This window comes from Alteribacillus sp. YIM 98480, from assembly GCF_009765375.1.
Taxonomy (GTDB): domain Bacteria; phylum Bacillota; class Bacilli; order Bacillales; family Marinococcaceae; genus Alteribacillus.
Genome location: NZ_VTOK01000018.1, coordinates 13,499 through 29,053 on the forward strand (window position 1 = coordinate 13,499; position 15,555 = coordinate 29,053).

The 15,555-nt window shown below is 41.1% G+C and carries 16 protein-coding genes; 9 read left to right on the forward strand and 7 right to left on the reverse strand.

All coding sequences use genetic code 11. The features are described from left to right. Nucleotides 1-2: 2 nt before the first annotated feature. Genes betB through FZF09_RS18945 form a run of 4 tightly spaced genes read right to left on the reverse strand, consistent with a single transcriptional unit; the run spans nucleotide 3 to nucleotide 3,958 of the window. Nucleotides 3-1,472: a betaine-aldehyde dehydrogenase gene (betB, locus tag FZF09_RS18930; RefSeq protein WP_158738157.1), complete on the reverse strand. Its 1,470-nt coding sequence runs from the start codon at nucleotides 1,470-1,472 to the stop codon at nucleotides 3-5. Nucleotides 1,473-1,514: 42 nt separating this feature from the next. After that, nucleotides 1,515-2,504, reverse strand: coding sequence for an NAD(P)/FAD-dependent oxidoreductase (locus FZF09_RS18935; protein WP_158738158.1), 990 nt, complete (start codon nucleotides 2,502-2,504; stop codon nucleotides 1,515-1,517). A 21-nt stretch (nucleotides 2,505-2,525) separates the two neighbouring features. Further along, nucleotides 2,526-2,885 (reverse strand): Rieske (2Fe-2S) protein, encoded by a 360-nt coding sequence (locus tag FZF09_RS18940; protein WP_158738159.1) that lies wholly within the window; start codon nucleotides 2,883-2,885, stop codon nucleotides 2,526-2,528. A gap of 2 nt (nucleotides 2,886-2,887) precedes the next feature. Continuing rightward, nucleotides 2,888-3,958: an amidohydrolase family protein gene (locus FZF09_RS18945; protein ID WP_158738160.1), complete on the reverse strand. Its 1,071-nt coding sequence runs from the start codon at nucleotides 3,956-3,958 to the stop codon at nucleotides 2,888-2,890. A 440-nt stretch (nucleotides 3,959-4,398) separates the two neighbouring features. Between FZF09_RS18945 and FZF09_RS18950 the strand changes: the two genes are divergently transcribed. The 7 genes from FZF09_RS18950 (at nucleotide 4,399) to FZF09_RS18980 (ending at nucleotide 12,019) form a co-directional block, all read left to right on the forward strand. After that, nucleotides 4,399-5,934, forward strand: a complete 1,536-nt coding sequence (locus FZF09_RS18950; RefSeq protein ID WP_158738161.1) for a BCCT family transporter — start codon at nucleotides 4,399-4,401, stop codon at nucleotides 5,932-5,934. A 206-nt stretch (nucleotides 5,935-6,140) separates the two neighbouring features. Continuing rightward, nucleotides 6,141-6,905 carry a 3-oxoacyl-ACP reductase gene (locus FZF09_RS18955; protein ID WP_158738162.1) on the forward strand — a complete coding sequence of 255 codons (765 nt, stop codon included), beginning with the start codon at nucleotides 6,141-6,143 and terminating at the stop codon, nucleotides 6,903-6,905. 645 nt (nucleotides 6,906-7,550) lie between these two features. Further along, a complete protein-coding gene (locus tag FZF09_RS18960; RefSeq protein WP_158738163.1) occupies nucleotides 7,551-8,105 on the forward strand; it encodes an NADPH-dependent FMN reductase in 555 nt (184 codons plus the stop codon). A gap of 160 nt (nucleotides 8,106-8,265) precedes the next feature. Next, a complete protein-coding gene (locus FZF09_RS18965) occupies nucleotides 8,266-8,547 on the forward strand; it encodes a DUF3219 family protein (RefSeq protein ID WP_158738164.1) in 282 nt (93 codons plus the stop codon). An 18-nt stretch (nucleotides 8,548-8,565) separates the two neighbouring features. Further along, nucleotides 8,566-9,564, forward strand: a complete 999-nt coding sequence (locus FZF09_RS18970) for an LLM class flavin-dependent oxidoreductase (RefSeq protein ID WP_158738165.1) — start codon at nucleotides 8,566-8,568, stop codon at nucleotides 9,562-9,564. 113 nt (nucleotides 9,565-9,677) lie between these two features. Then, the gene (locus FZF09_RS18975; RefSeq protein WP_158738166.1) at nucleotides 9,678-10,844 is read left to right on the forward strand and encodes a TraB/GumN family protein; all 1,167 of its coding nucleotides are present in this window, start codon (nucleotides 9,678-9,680) and stop codon (nucleotides 10,842-10,844) included. Between the two features lie 71 nt (nucleotides 10,845-10,915). Continuing rightward, on the forward strand, nucleotides 10,916-12,019 hold the full coding sequence (locus tag FZF09_RS18980) for an NADH:flavin oxidoreductase (RefSeq protein WP_158738167.1): 1,104 nt from the start codon (nucleotides 10,916-10,918) through the stop codon (nucleotides 12,017-12,019). A gap of 793 nt (nucleotides 12,020-12,812) precedes the next feature. Here FZF09_RS18980 and FZF09_RS18985 read toward each other — a convergent pair. Next, complete coding sequence (locus tag FZF09_RS18985) at nucleotides 12,813-13,817, reverse strand: TIGR00341 family protein (protein ID WP_158738168.1); 1,005 nt, start codon at nucleotides 13,815-13,817, stop codon at nucleotides 12,813-12,815. Nucleotides 13,818-14,041: 224 nt separating this feature from the next. Further along, nucleotides 14,042-14,203 carry a hypothetical protein gene (locus FZF09_RS22680; protein ID WP_199256825.1) on the reverse strand — a complete coding sequence of 54 codons (162 nt, stop codon included), beginning with the start codon at nucleotides 14,201-14,203 and terminating at the stop codon, nucleotides 14,042-14,044. Between the two features lie 126 nt (nucleotides 14,204-14,329). Between FZF09_RS22680 and FZF09_RS18990 the strand changes: the two genes are divergently transcribed. Together FZF09_RS18990 and FZF09_RS23175 are read left to right on the forward strand one after the other, a co-directional pair. Further along, the gene (locus tag FZF09_RS18990) at nucleotides 14,330-14,842 is read left to right on the forward strand and encodes a MogA/MoaB family molybdenum cofactor biosynthesis protein (RefSeq protein ID WP_158738169.1); all 513 of its coding nucleotides are present in this window, start codon (nucleotides 14,330-14,332) and stop codon (nucleotides 14,840-14,842) included. Nucleotides 14,843-14,937: 95 nt separating this feature from the next. After that, nucleotides 14,938-15,072: a hypothetical protein gene (locus tag FZF09_RS23175; protein WP_255450612.1), complete on the forward strand. Its 135-nt coding sequence runs from the start codon at nucleotides 14,938-14,940 to the stop codon at nucleotides 15,070-15,072. 4 nt (nucleotides 15,073-15,076) lie between these two features. On the opposite strand, the gene FZF09_RS18995 is transcribed toward FZF09_RS23175, so the two are convergent. Further along, the gene (locus FZF09_RS18995; RefSeq protein WP_158738170.1) at nucleotides 15,077-15,238 is read right to left on the reverse strand and encodes a hypothetical protein; all 162 of its coding nucleotides are present in this window, start codon (nucleotides 15,236-15,238) and stop codon (nucleotides 15,077-15,079) included. Nucleotides 15,239-15,555 lie beyond the last annotated feature (317 nt).

Genomic DNA, 15,555 nt, shown 5'->3' on the forward strand with positions numbered 1-15,555 from the left:
CATTAGAACCAGTTAATAGGTTGGGGGGCAGTGTTTTCGAAGACATGTTTTACTTCGGTGTATTCTTCGAGTCCTTGTTTGCCTAATTCTCTTCCTATACCAGAGGATTTGTACCCGCCCCATGGTGCTTGGGCAAAGTAAGGATGGAAATCATTGATCCATACCGTTCCCATTCGCAACTTACTAGCTGCTCTTTCGGCTTTTCTAATATCAGTGGTCCATACCGCTCCAGCCAGACCGTATTTGGAGTCGTTGGCTAACTGCACTGCTTCTTCTTCGGTGCTGAAGCTTTCAATCGTTAATAGCGGGCCAAAGGTTTCTTCCTGAACAATCCGCATAGACGTATCGCAGTCTGTGAAAATGGTCGGTTCAAAAAAGAAACCGTCCTGCAGTTCGTCCGCTTCCGGACGTTTGCCGCCGATAACCAGGTTTGCTCCTTCCTTTATACCAATCTCTACATAGTTTTCCACTTTTTCACGATGCTCTTTTGAAATGAGCGGACCAGATTGAGTAGACTCATCGAAGCCGTTACCAAGTTTAATTTGATTGGTTCGCTCCACCAACGCCTTAACAAACGTCTCGTGAATCGTGTCTTGCACGAGTAAGCGCGCCCCTGCAGAGCATACTTGTCCGGCGTGGAAAAATACGGCATTCAATGCTTGGTCTACAGCTGTTTCGAAGTCTGCATCATCGAATACAACATTGGGATTTTTTCCGCCGAGTTCAAGCGCAATCTTTTTAAAGTTTCCTGTAGCAGCTGTCAGGATTTTGCGTCCAGTTTCTACACCACCTGTAAAGGATATAAGGTCAACCGCATGGCTTTCTGCCAAAAGCTGTCCGGTTTTTGGACCAGCTCCCAAGATTAAATTAACCACTCCGGCAGGTATACCGGCTTCTTCGATCAGCTCTGTCACTTTAATAGTAGTTAATGGCGTGATTTCGCTTGGTTTTACAATGATCGTATTCCCTGCAGCTAAAGCGGGGGCTATTTTCCATGCCGCCTGCAAAAGCGGATAGTTCCAGGGTGTGATTTGTCCGCAGACACCGACAGGTTCTCGTACGACCTTGCTTTTGGAATCTGGAATAGGCGATTCAATAACTTCTCCGCCATCTTTATCAGCTAGACCAGCGTAGTAGCGGAATACTTCCGCTATATCGGACATGTCTTCATAGCTTTCAGTAAGTGTTTTGCCTGTGTCCAGCGTTTCAAGTTCTGCTAATTCTTTTTTGTCGCGTTCAATCAATTCAGCGATTTTCAATACAAGTTTTCCGCGCTCTGTTCCAGGGGTATGAGGCCATGAACTTTCATCAAAAGCATTCCTCGCCGCGTCGATAGCTGCTTGCGTATCTGTTTCATCACCTTCTGGAACTTCTGCGATCGTTTCTTGATTGAACGGGTTGATGATGGTACGTGTTTTTCCACTAGATGCAGAAACCCATTCTCCATTTATAAACATTTTTTTAGTATTCATATACGACCCTCTTCCTTCATAAAGACTAGATCCTTGTTTAATTTAACTAAAAACGCTTGTACTGTGAGGAGGCTGAACTTTTGTATTCGGATCAATATAATGCTTCGCCTGGCTTATTGCTGTCGGAGCTTCACCAAAGCCTGTGGCAATAAGTTTAACTTTCCCATCATAGGTGGCAATGTCACCAGCAGCATAGATGCCTGAAATATTGGTTTCCATCTTCTGGTTGACTAAAATTGAATTTTTTTGCAGTTCTAAGCCCCATTCTTTAATAGCGCCGAGGCTCGAGAGAAAGCCATGGTTTACAAGGAGAGAATCTACTTCTAGATTTTCCGATGTTTCGCCTTTATTCTCTTTTAATTCAATCGATTGGATAAAGTTATTTTCCCCAATTAATTCATTAATGATCATTGGAGTTTTAATGTTAACCGTTGAGTCTTTCAATTGATTGACGCTGTGTTCATGAGCTCGGAATTTGTCTCTGCGGTGTACAAGGGTCACTTCATCTGCGATTCCTTCGAGCATAAGAGCCCAGTCCACAGCAGAATCTCCTCCGCCTGACACACAAACACGCTGGTTTTTGAATGCTTCTAGGTCAGTAATGGAGTAGAAAAGGTTATTGCCTTCATATTGTTGAGCCGTTTCGTCTTTAAGACGACGTGGCTGGAAGGCACCGGCTCCACCGGTAATAACAACAGTCTTAGCGTAGTGAACGGCTTTTGTCGTCGTCACTTTAAAGAGTTGTTCCTCTAGTTTTTGTACATCTTGAACGTTTTCTTCCAGGCATATTTCCGGGTCAAATTGCTTGGCTTGTTCCTCTAGCTGAGCGACAAGGTCTTTTGCTAATATTTTTGGAAAGCCGGCAACATCGTAAATATATTTTTCAGGATACAATGCCATCAATTGGCCGCCGGTTTGCGGCAAGCTGTCAATCAGCTTAACCGACATTTCACGCATACCGCCGTAAAAGGCAGCAAATAATCCTGTTGGTCCTCCTCCGATAATAATCGCGTCTACCACATTTTCCTTCATTTCAAATCACCTTCTTGTTTGTTACTTATAGACAATGACGTCCTCGTTTTCTATTCTTACTTTAAAGCTGACAAGTTTTTTGTCAGGATTAGCCAGCATTCTTCCTTCGTTTTTCATATCGAACTCTCTTCCGTGCCAGGGACAGCGGATAACTTCATCTTTATGGCAGTAATGATAATCTCCGGGGGTACTCTCACCGGTCGTAGCCCCGCAAAGAAGGCTTTTGCCAAGAGGAGCCCCTTGGTGAATGCATTGATTCATAAAAGCATAAAAATTGTCGTTTTGTGTTCGGCAGATGATTATATTTTGCTTGCCGAAAAAGGATTCTCGTATTTCACCTGGCTGCAAATCAGAAGTCTTGCAAACAACTTGTTCTTTCATGATTAATCCTCCCTCTTATCAGGCAATTTTGGATAAAAGGCTCTAGCATTTTCGGAAAATATCTTCTCTTTTAATTCAGGCTCCATATTAGGAAGGGCCCGGTAAGGAGAATCGTAATCCCAGTGCGGGTAGTCTGTTGAGAAACATAGCATTTCATCTGTACCCATTTGATCAATGAGAGACATAAATTCCTTTTTCGTCAATTCCTCAGCAGGCTGGGTAGTAATTCGAACTTGCTCTTTCATTATTTCACTTGGCTTTCGTTTCAGCCACGGAACTTCATGGCGTAAATCCCGAAATTGCTGATCCATTTTCCACATCAAATGAGGAATATGGGTAAAGCCGCCCTCAATCATCATGAGTCCAAGTTTCGGGAATTTATCAAAAACACCGTTAAAGATCATATTAACAATAATTTTCATATGAGCAGTTGGGATTAACGTATGCCACTCGATAAAGTATCTTGGCCATTTGCCGTAGTATACGGGTGGTTCATTGTGGTGCATGCCGATCATTAAATCGTGTTTCTCAGCTGCTTCAAAAATAGGATGATAGTACGGATCTCCCCACATAATGTCATCAATCGGGAGTAAAATCTGCACCATTTTTGGGTGAGAGCCTACTCGTTCAATTTCTTTTACAGCTTCGTCACGATCCTGGGATGCAATATGAACAGAACCATATAAACGTTCATCTTTTTCGAGCCAATGTTCGATTTGCCAGTCGTTATAAGCCGTTGCAAGAGCGGCTGCCATTTCGTACCAACCATGCATAGACGAAGGCGAAGGGTCTAGGGCACCGGTTAAAATACCGAATTCATGACCTACGTCATCTAATAGCTGTTCTTGCATGAATGCTAAGTCTGAACCTGCAGGGCGTCCGTCCGGAAGGATAGCGTCTGCACGATCAACGCCTGCTGTTGCAGGCTGAGTGTAAGGCATGTGTTTTTCCTGGATCCAATGACAATTTTTCATGTAGTGTTTAAACGGTTCGTCAAGATATTCAAGGATATCTTTGTATTGAACTCTCTCGTGAATATCTGTATCTATTAGTGGAATTTGTTTTTTAGCCAATGTAAATTCCTCCTTCTCGTTCGTTTCGCAATATAAATAGTATCAGGGCTTAAACAATGTACCAAACCTACTGAGAACGATTGAGCGCAAGTTAGATAGTTCAGTGAAGTTCAGTAAAGCTCAGTGAAGTTCAGTGACACATTTTTAATTTTTAACAATAGGGTGAGTGCAGGTACTGCAGCTCGTTACAAAATAGAGGCCTAAAATATTTTTTTTTGGAGGATTAAACTACGTCATATTGAAGGATATAAAAACTTCGTAATGCCTGTTCTATATAGGCCTTAAGGCACTTGATACAATCTGTGCGCGCTCGTGGCATTGCAGAGTAAAGAGGTTTGCAATTAATAGCAATCGTATGTACCATAAGAAAATGTTGTTGACATCCATCTATAATCACTCCTACTTCTAAGAAAAAAATCATTAGATTAAGAGGTGAGTATATGAAAAACGCCACTCTCGTTTTTTGGTATAGTATTGCTATTTGCGGGCTCGTTGTTTTATGGGGAGGAGCAGCTCCAGAGAACTTAAAAACAGTGACAACTAATGTAACAGCATTTATTTCTACTAGGTTTGGATGGTATTATTTATTGATCATCATGCTGATGCTTGCGTTTTGTATTTACTTAATATTTTCCAGGTTCAATCAAATAAAGCTGGGTAAAGATGACGACAAGCCGGAGTTTAGCCTGCCAACCTGGTTTGCGATGCTGTTTAGTGCTGGAATGGGAATTGGTTTAATTTTTTGGACAACTGCAGAACCAATTTCTCATGCTTTTATAAGCAGTCCAAATGGACAAGAAGGTACTCCTCAGGCCATCAAGGAAGCTCTCGAATTTTCATTTTTCCATTGGGGGATCCATGCATGGGCCGTATATGCACTGGTCGCGTTAGTACTGGCTTATTTTAAATTTCATAAAGGGTATCCAGGTTTGATTAGTTCCACACTTGTACCTTTATTTGGTGAAAAACGGATGGAAGGGGCCGCTGGAAAGATAATAGACATCTTAGCTGTCTTTGCAACAGTAGTAGGTGTAGCTGCTACCCTTGGGTTTGGCTCGGCCCAAATAAACGAAGGTCTTGCCTTTTTATTCAGCACTCCAAATAACTACGGATTTCAATTATGGATTCTCGTCATTGCTACTGTTTTATTTATCATTTCAGCTTGGTCAGGCCTTAGCAGAGGAATCAAATATTTGAGTAATGTCAATATGATCCTTGGTTTTGTTTTAATGGTGCTTTTATTAATCGTTGGTCCTACGTTGTTAATTTTGAATATGTTCACCAATTCTGTCGGTGGTTATATTACCAACTTTTTTGAAATGAGTTTGAGGATGGAGCCATTAAACGCAGACAATCGATCCTGGATTGACAGCTGGACGATTTTTTACTGGGCATGGTGGATCTCTTGGTCTCCATTTGTCGGTATTTTCATTGCGAGAATTTCAAAAGGCCGTACAATAAAAGAATTTATGTTAGGGGTATTATTTGTTCCAGCGGTTGTATGTTTTTTCTTTTTTGCCGTCTTTGGCGTATCGGCATTAGAGCTTCAACAACAAGGCATTGCAACTCTGTCTGACTACTCGATGGAAACGACTACCTTCGCCATGCTTGAACACTATCCGCTTGGAATGATTTTGTCGTTACTTACCATCGTCGTTATCGCTATTTTCTTTATTACATCGGCAGATTCTGCCACTTTTGTGTTGGGAATGCTGTCTACTTCCGGTTCATTAAACCCGTCAAGAGCGGTAAAGATCATTTGGGGATTATCGTTGTCAGCGATGGCAGCTATTATCGTTTACTTCGGCGGAACAGAAGGACTGCAAAATGTTCTAATTGTCGCAGCCTTTCCGTTTTCTGTCGTCATATTATTAATGGGTTACTCGTTCTATTTATCTGCCAATAAGGAAGTTGTTTCTGTAAAAAGAAAAGAAAGCAGAAGAAGAAGAAAACAAGAAACCGAGCAGGTTAGTTGAATCAAGTAAGAAAGCCACCTTATACCAGAATCCGGCAATTCTGGTATGAGGTGGCTTGTTTTACGTTAAAAAGGTCTTATGGAATTGGCGGTAAACCAGGTTTTTTCAGAAAAAATGGATGAAAGCTTATAATAGAAAGTATTCAACGAAAATTGGGCAATAATAAGAAACAGTTTTTGAAAATTATTTGTAGGGAGTGTTTTTTAATGAAAGTTAATGAGCAAGTGGTGTTAGTAACAGGAAGCAGCCGGGGGCTTGGTGCTGCGATTGCAAAAGCATTTGGAAATGAAGGTGCGAGTGTCGTTGTTAATTATGTAAAAAATGCAGATAAAGCGTTAGAAGTAGTGGAGAGCATAGGCAATGATCGAGCATTTGCTATTCAAGCAGATGTGAGGGATGAATATCAAGTCGATACGATGTTTAAAAAAGCGAAAGACCATTTCGGGAAGCCGGTCACAACAGTGGTTAATAATGCTTTAATTCATTTCACCTTTGATGCGGTGAACAAGAAAACTGCTGATACGCTTACTTGGGAAGATTACCAGGAGCAGTTCGAAGGAAGTGTGAAAGCAGCTCTTCACACAGTACAAGCTGCCAAACAAGACATGGCCGATTTGAATTTTGGAAGAGTTATAAATATTGGAACCAATCTCTTTCAAAACCCTGTCGTTGCTTACCATGAATACAATACGAGCAAAGCCGCACTGCTTGGCTTTACGAGAAATATGGCACGTGAACTTGGAGCGGAGAATATCACAGTTAATATGGTCTCTGGCGGGCTGCTCGAAAAAACGGATGCCAGCGCTGCAACACCGGATGACGTTTTTCAAGTCATAAAAGAAAATACTCCGCTGCAAAAAGTAACCACACCTGAAGATGTTGCGGATGCTGTGTTGTTTTTCTCTTCTCCGTGGAGCCGGGCCGTAACAGGTCAAAATCTTGTGGTGGACGGGGGATTAGTAATGGATTAAGCTCACCATCATGGTGAGTTTTTTAAAAGGTAAGAAATTATAAATAGTTGGCGTTTTACATGTCTAGCTCCAGCGCTTTTCTTATTGGCGAGTAAATGGTGATTTTCGGCGAGTAAAAACATGTTTTTGGCGAGTATTTGGTTAGAAACGGTGAGTAAATCAACAAATTCGGATAGTATTGGAAAAGAAATGGAAATGAACATTGCTATAGGTGATGTTTTTATAGGTTTTCATCGGAAATGTTGCCTTATATCAGAGGAAAATGTTTAGCCAGGCAGAAAAATTAAACAAATAATCGTGATTTTAGCATTGATGACACTAGAAATCATTATGGAGTACTGTTTATTTTTCATGGATAACATGGAGAAAAATTTTAGTGAATTATATGGATGGGCCTTTATGCTTGTTTTGTGCATAGCTCGAAATTTTGCTACGCAACAAACTTTGTCTATTCGCCGCTCAAACGGTTTATTTCCTTTTGAGTTTGTTTGGACAGCGTGTAAAACACTACATCATAAGCACCATACGATTGCGCTAAGTTTCATTGTGAGAACAGCTAAGCACATTATTAGCAATTCAATCAAACCACAGTTACAATAATAAAAGTAGAAAGTTACTTAATAAAAATAAGCGGGAGGGTTTACCTTGAAAATTGCTGCTATTATAGGAAGCACGAGAAAAGAATCATATAATCTGAAAATTGCTAAACATATTCAGGAAAGATATCGTGATAGATTTTCGGTTGATATCTTAGAAATTGGTGGTCTCCCTTTTTACAATCAAGATATTGAAAACGATCCGCCGGAAGAAGTGGCTGAGTTTAAGAAAAAGGTAGCAGATGCAGATGCCGTTTTATGGGTAACGCCAGAATATAACGGTTCGATTTCCGGTGCGCTTAAAAATGCAATTGATTGGCTGTCGCGGGTCGATCAAGTGATGATTGGAAAACCGTCTTGGATCGTAGGAGCATCAATGGGAGCGCTTGGCACTGTGAAAGCACAATCCCATTTACGTGATATTTTATTTGCACCTGGTTTATCTTCTCCTGTTCTTCCTGGTAATGAAGTATTAATAGGAAATGTACATGAAAAAGTAAATGATGAGGGAAAACTTGTAGATGAAGCAACCATTTCATTTCTAGATGGTGCTGTAAATAACGTTGTTCATTGGCTCGAAAAACAATTTTTTGTACACAACTAATGAGGGTATTAATCCGTTGAGAAAAAGATCTCAGCGGATTTTTTATACTTTGTTAAAAGATCAACGTATAAGTAAAACTACGCCTTCTGCCATAAGGTTGGCGGTAAGTCAAGTTTTTCTATAATATAAGGAACTGCGAAAGAAAAGGAGGAGAGTGCTTTTGGTTAAAGAAATATGGCTAAATGACACCAAGCTTAAAATAAATGGTTATGATGAAAATAATCTAAACGGTTTTCATCAAATTTCTATTGATTTTAAAGTGAACAGTGAACAATATCATGACATAACTACTTTACTGTACAGAGGTACATTTGACGTAGCGGTTCCAGAGCGTGATATCACGTTTACAGGAACCATTCAACAATACTTCACCTCTATTACCAATCTATATAAAAAAGGACAGACAGCTGATTTTCATTTACGATTGATTGAGGTGAAATAGAAAGAAGGCGTAGCAGCGATGAAGTTAAGTATATTAGATCTATCTCCTATATCTTTTGATCAGACAGCCCAACATGCATTGACGGCATCGATGCAATTGGCCCAAACTGGGGAAAGATTAGGGTATACTCGCTATTGGGCAGCAGAACATCATGATCTTCCTGGACTTGCCTGTCCGGCACCAGAAGTGCTGCTCAGTTATATTGGAGCAAGCACTAATACAATCCGCATTGGATCCGGGGCTGTTTTGCTGCCGCACTATAAACCATATAAAGTAGCAGAGTTATTTAACATGCTGGCAACACTTTTTCCGGGACGGATTGATCTTGGAATCGGCCGGGCTCCTGGAGGATCAGCAGAAGCGGCTAACGCTTTGTCTGATAACTTTTTACAAAACGTTGGGAAAATGCCTGAGTTAGTAACAGAACTGCTGCATTTTGTAAACAAACAGTTCCCCATTGATCAAAAGCATGCAAAAGTTACAGCTTCCCCTTATCCAGAAATACCGCCAGTTCCGTGGCTTTTAGGTACAAGTGAAAAAAGCGCGCGGCTTGCGGCGAAGAACGGACTGGCTTACACATTCGGCCAGTTTATGAGTGATCAAGATGGCTCAGCAATCATTCAGACGTACAAAGATAATTTTCAGCCACGAAAACAAGGGGATAGACCGCGAGTGAACGTTACAGTGTCTGCTCTTTGTGCAGAAACAACCGACAAAGCAGAAGAAATCGCGTTAAGCTCTCTAATTTGGGGCGTACAAAAAGATAAGGGCGGAGGACAGCGAGGCGTCCCCTCTATCGAAGAAGCAAAGCACATGAAGTTAAATCAAAAAGAAAAAGACTCGTTTCATAAAAAGAAACAAAAGATGATCATCGGCAACCCGCATGAAGTTAAAGAAAAACTAATAGATTTGCAAACCTATTATCAAGCAGATGAAATAATGATCAACACGATTACACACGATCCGGTACACCGAACAGAATCGTATGAATTAATTGCGGAAAATTTTATTTCCTAGTGTAATGAAAGTTTCCTTCTGAAAAACACATGACTTCTTGTTCCATTTCATGTATAACAAAAGGAGAATATCTTTTTGTTAGCAGGAAGAAAAATGAAAAAGGGTAGGTCATTATGTCGGCAGAAAACATAACAAGATTAGAAGTAAATGGAAAAGAAATTGTTCTTATTGGAACAGCACACGTTTCCAAACAGAGCGCGGAGCAGGTAAAGGAAGTTATAGAAGCCGAAAATCCGGATTCTATTTGTGTTGAATTGGACGAGCAGCGTTACCAATCCATAGTAAATAGAAATAAATGGAAAGATATGGACATCTTCAAAGTTATCAAACAGAAAAAAGCCACGCTGCTTTTAATGAACCTTATTATTTCCTCTTATCAAAAACGCATGGGAAGTCAATTTGGTGTGCAGCCTGGCCAAGAAATGATCCAAGGAATACAATCTGCAAAAGAAACAGACGCCAATCTTGTTTTAGCAGATAGAGATATTCAAATAACTTTTGCTCGTATTTGGCATGGAGTAGGTTTTTGGGGAAAAATGAAGTTGTTCTTTCAGATGATTTACAGCTTTTTCTATAATGAGGATATTTCCGAAGAAGAACTTGAAAAATTAAAATCCCAAGATATGCTTGATGCAATGCTGAACGATTTGACCGTGAATTTTCCAAAATTAAAGATTCCTTTAATTGATGAACGAGATCAGTATTTATCGCAAAAAATTAAAGATGCACCTGGTGAAAAAGTGGTTGCTGTGTTAGGAGCTGCTCACGTTCCAGGCGTGAAAAAACAAATAGAAAAAGAACATGATTTGTCACGGTTATCCGAACGGCCGAAAAAGTCGAAAACTCCTGCTATCATTGCCTGGAGTATACCGATTCTTATTCTTGCTGTGATTGCGTATACCTTTTATGCGAATCCTTCTGTTGGTTTACAGCAATCGATCAGCTGGCTGCTTTGGAATGGGTCGTTTTCTGCGCTTGGAACTGCGATGGCATTAGGACATCCGCTTGCGGTTCTGACAGCCTTCGTAGCTGCACCAATTACCTCTCTTTATCCACTCGTTGCGGCTGGATGGTTTGCAGGTATCGTACAAGCGTATATGCGGCGGCCAAGTGTTAGTGATTTTGAAACGCTGAATGAAGATGTTTATAGTGTGAAAGGATTTTGGAACAATAAAGTAACTCGTATTTTACTAACGGTTGTACTTGCGAACTTAGGAAGTACGCTAGGAACCATGATAGGCGGGGCGGATGTAGTCCGGTTATTTATAGAAAACTTATAAGCAGATTTCTTTTCTTTCGAGTCCGTTTTTGTAATAATTTATGCGGAAGTAAAGAAAGGAGAGAACGATAATTGGGAAATACTGATACATCGACAGCCCCATTATTTACACCATTTACGAGTGACCGTTTATCGCTGACCAATCGCACGGTAATGGCGCCGATGACAAGGCGTTTTTCACCGGAGGGTGTGCCCGGAGAAGATGTGGCAGCTTATTACCGGCGTCGAGCTGAAAATAATGTAGGGTTGATTGTGACAGAAGGAACAGGGATTAACCATCCTTCTTCTGTTTCAGGCTCAAGCATCCCGGTTTTTTATGGAGAAAAAGCCTTAAATGGCTGGGCTCATGTCGTAAAACAGGTACATGAAGCCGGCGGGAAAATGGTACCTCAGTTATGGCATGTCGGTATGACAAGAAGTATTGGTGATCTGCCGAATAAAGATGCGCTTCCGGTAGGGCCGTCGGGTCTTGATTTATCCGGAGAAAAAGTAACGGAGCCGATGACGGAAAAAGAAATAGAAGAGATGGTAGAAGCCTATGCCGAAGCAGCGGCTGATGCTAAACGTATCGGTTTTGACGGCATTGAACTTCACGGTGCTCATGGCTATTTAATCGATCAATTCTTCTGGGAAAAAACAAATCAGCGGACCGATCGCTACGGCGGCGATATCATCGGCCGCACTCGTTTTGCAGTCGAAGTTATAGAAGCTTGCCGTCGTGAAGTGGGTCCTGATTTTCCAATTATCCTGCGTTTTTCTCAATGGAAAATGAGTGACTACGGAGCAAAGCTTGCTAGTTCACCTGACGAGTTAGAACGCTTTTTAAAACCTCTAACAGAAGCAAGTGTTGATATTTTTCACTGTTCCACTCGTCGTTTCTGGGAACCAGAATTTGAAGGCTCTGACTTAAATCTTGCAGGCTGGACAAAAAAATTAACGGGTAAACCCGTCATTTCTGTTGGGTCAGTAGGTCTTGACGGAGAATTTACGAGCGGCAGAGGTGCTGACACAACCAGTCTTGATGGATTGATGAAAAGGCTTAATAATGAAGAATTTGATCTTGTTGCAATTGGACGTTCTCTATTAAAGGATCCGGAGTGGGTCGAAAAAATTCGCAACGGTAAAGCCGAAGAGCTGCTGCCTTACAGCAGAGACTCTTTAAAAACATTATATTAATCGATATGGAGCTTTCCCCAAAGCAAAAGGGGATGGCTCTTTTGTACTTTAGGAATAATATTAAAGGATCAAAGTATAAGAAAAAACTGCGACTTCCGCTATTGGGACTTGGTGCGAGTAAGTAATAAGCGGGAAAAAGTGGATCATAAATACTTAATCGAACAAATATTTTCTCGGTCACGGTTCCATTGTTAAGGCTTCTGTTCAAAATGTGGTGCCTGTCTCCGTCAAAAGAAATCAAAGCTGATAAACTCCCGAATCAATGAATTTTAAATGCAGGCACTGTTAAATGAAAGATTCCTTTTCTATAGAATTTGTGAGACAGCTCTTTTTTAAAAGATAAGAAATTATAAATAGTTGGCGTTTTTGATGTCTAGCTTTAGCCCCAGCCGCTTTGGCGCACACGATAAAGAGGAACTTTTGCTAAAACCGCGAACGTCTTGTCGCAACGCAAAAGTCAACACCTCCTGTGCAAGCCAGTTCAGCGTGGTCACAGGACGTCCTTCCACACGGGTGGTGACTTCTACGTTGCACACTCGTCGCCAAAAACGCCACGTCCTGTGGCATTGGCGATATTAGCACATCCTATGCGTCGACGTGTGCGATCTTAGTAAAAGTTCATTAAAATGAGCTGAACGTCTTATGTCTTCCCTTTCGACTCCGGGCCGCAGGCGACCCTGCGCGAAAGCTCCAGAACCTGTCGCGGGCTCCCAGGATGGGAGTCAGTTCGGCGTTGTCACAGGACGTGACGCTCGTAGCCGAACTTCCTTCTTTTAAGGCACTTGCGCTTTTCTTAAAATTGAATAAAGAAAATAACTGCAAATAAAGTGAGAATGATTAGAATAACAAAAAGCAAGGAAAACTTCCGTGAAGTATAAGCTTCTTGTATTTCCTGCCAGTTCACTGGTTTAATGCCGCTTAACCAAAAGACAACAATAGCAGATAGAACAATAGAGGAAGTGTTCACTAACAATAATAGAAGGGGAGTAAGGGCACCCTCCCATTTTGCCGCTCCAACCATCATGCCAAATACGACAGCTGGCGGCAGTAAAGCGACGGACACCATTACCCCGACGAAAGCTTCGGACACGCGTTTTATAAACGAAATAGCTCCTGCAGCCCCAGAAGCCAGGGCCGCAATAATATCAATTAATTCAATATTCATACGCGATAAAAACTCTTGACTGTTAACGGGAAGGGCAAAAAAATATCCGAATATGATTGCAACTCCTATAGGAAGGATAAGGCCATATAAAGCTGATACTAAAGCTCGTCGTAACAGCTTATAGTCTCCTAGTACAGAAGCAAAAGCAACCGCTGAAAAAGGACCGATAATTGGCGCTATCATCATCGCACCAATCACAATAGCAGGACTGTTTTTTACAATACCGGCTGTAGCTACAAGAGCCGACAATAATAAAAACCAGGAGAAACTTTTACTAATCTCACTTGATTCAAAAACGACGGAATATAGTTCATGCCGGCTTGCACGGATCAGTTCTCGTTCTTCTGATTTTTCATCTTCCTCTTCTAATTCTTCTTTTTTGTCTTCTAAGTGTGGAATATAGGTCTTCAAGGAAAATAATAGTGCACTTAATTTGTCATTTTGATTGGATGCTTGTTCTAAATAATTTAGAATTTCTTCTGAATGTTTGGTTTCTACTAAAATTCGAACAAGTATATAATCGGAGGACTCATATGACGTCCATTGGGAAATAATGTCGAACTTTTCTACTGCGTTTTTTAATACAGGAAAGGTTTCTTGCGGAACATAAACTTCAATAAGCTGTGTCGTCATCTGATTATCCTCCATAAAAGGATCTACAGATTAGTTTTCTATCTAAAAAGAAATCTTATTCTTAAAAAAGAGTAAAATCATTAAAAATTGAAAAGAGGCAGAAAAATCAAGACGGCGAGCTAGCATTTTCACTCCAAAGTATTTTCCACTTTTTACAAATACTGGCCAAAAATTGAGATTTACTAGCCGTTTTTATCAAAATACTAGCCAATCTATCCGAAATACTATCTATTTCTTTTCGGCTTAATGTCTGTTTCTTCCGCATCCATATCAAACTGCTCTTGGACATCGTACTGAATCTTTTTTTCCGTTAATTTCTCTTTTTTAAATGAGATATCAGGTTGGATGTTGTTATTTTTACTCGCTTGCTCGTTCCAGTCGCTCACGTCAATCACTCCTGTTCATTGTTTAGTAAATAGTCTGCGATAATAGCATTCGTTTTATGAATAGATTCTTTGATATGTTACAATAGATCATAATGATTACGATTAAGAAAAAGGAGTGGAAAAAGTATGTCAGTGAGAGAACATCGGCAGGAAGCACCACAGACAGCTGCTTGTATGATTATTACAGTTTCAGACACGCGGACAAAAGAGGATGACAAAAGCGGAAGATTAATAAGTGAATGTCTTGAATCAGCCAACTACACTGTTCAAGAACATAAAATTGTAAAAGATGAATACGAAGACATACAACAATTAATTGATAACGCCGCGAAGGATGAGAGTATTGATGCTGTTTTATTAAACGGCGGTACAGGAATAGCAAAGCGTGACACTACATATGAAGCGGTGCAAAAGATGCTCGAAAAAGAAATGCCTGGTTTTGGTGAATTATTTCGCTATTTAAGCTATGTGGAAGATATAGGATCTGCTGCCATTTTAAGCAGGGCAGTTGCAGGCGTGTATCGTGACACAGCTATTTTTTCCATGCCCGGGTCCTCAGGAGCCGTACGTTTGGCTATGAATAAAATCATCATACCTGAATTAGCGCATGTAATTCGGGAAGTTCGAAAGGATCTTTAACAAAAGGCAGAAAATGGTGACACAAGCCGCTTGAGTACATACTTTTGCGGCTCTTTTTTTGATAGGTAAGAAATTATAAATGTTTGGCGTTTTACATGTCTAGCGCAAGCGCCTACTCGCTCGAGATTCCTTCGGTTCGTCAATGGAAAGCAAAGATCAGCTTTCCATATGCCTACCCTCCAGAACTTGTCGCTCGTGAGCAAGACGATTGTGCTTTTCTTATAAGATAATAAATTATAAATATTTGGCGTTTTTGATGTCTAGCTTCAGCGCCCAGCCGCTCAGGCGCACACGATAAAGAGGAACTTTTGCTAAAACCGCGACGTCCTGTCGCAACGCAAAAGTCAACACCTCCTGTGCAAGCCAGTTCAGCGTTGTCCCAGGACGTCCTTCCACACGATGTGGTGACTTCTACGTTGCACACTCGTCGCCAAAAACGCCACGTCCTGTGGCATTGGCGACATTAGCACATCCTATGCGTCGACGTGTTCGATCTTAGTAGAAGTTCATTAAAATGAGCTGAACGTCGTATGTCTTCCCTTTCGACTCCGGGCCGCAGGCGACCCTGCGCGAAAGCACCAGAACCTGTCGCGGGCTCCCAGGATGGGAGTCAGTTCGGCGTTGTCACAGGACGTGACGCTCGTAGCCGAACTTCCTTCTTTTAAGGCGCTTGCGCTTTTCTTATCCTTTAGTAAAGTTTCCTTTTGTTAAAG

Coding starts and splice junctions, on each gene's coding strand:
- FZF09_RS18990 (WP_158738169.1), top strand. CDS start 14,330: ATGTCAGTGAGAGAACATCGGCAGGAAGCACCACAGACAGCTGCTTGT.
- FZF09_RS18985 (WP_158738168.1), bottom strand. CDS start 13,817: ATGACGACACAGCTTATTGAAGTTTATGTTCCGCAAGAAACCTTTCCT.
- FZF09_RS18975 (WP_158738166.1), top strand. CDS start 9,678: ATGTCGGCAGAAAACATAACAAGATTAGAAGTAAATGGAAAAGAAATT.
- betB (WP_158738157.1), bottom strand. CDS start 1,472: ATGAATACTAAAAAAATGTTTATAAATGGAGAATGGGTTTCTGCATCT.
- FZF09_RS18970 (WP_158738165.1), top strand. CDS start 8,566: ATGAAGTTAAGTATATTAGATCTATCTCCTATATCTTTTGATCAGACA.
- FZF09_RS18940 (WP_158738159.1), bottom strand. CDS start 2,885: ATGAAAGAACAAGTTGTTTGCAAGACTTCTGATTTGCAGCCAGGTGAA.
- FZF09_RS18935 (WP_158738158.1), bottom strand. CDS start 2,504: ATGAAGGAAAATGTGGTAGACGCGATTATTATCGGAGGAGGACCAACA.
- FZF09_RS18955 (WP_158738162.1), top strand. CDS start 6,141: ATGAAAGTTAATGAGCAAGTGGTGTTAGTAACAGGAAGCAGCCGGGGG.
- FZF09_RS18950 (WP_158738161.1), top strand. CDS start 4,399: ATGAAAAACGCCACTCTCGTTTTTTGGTATAGTATTGCTATTTGCGGG.
- FZF09_RS23175 (WP_255450612.1), top strand. CDS start 14,938: ATGTCTAGCGCAAGCGCCTACTCGCTCGAGATTCCTTCGGTTCGTCAA.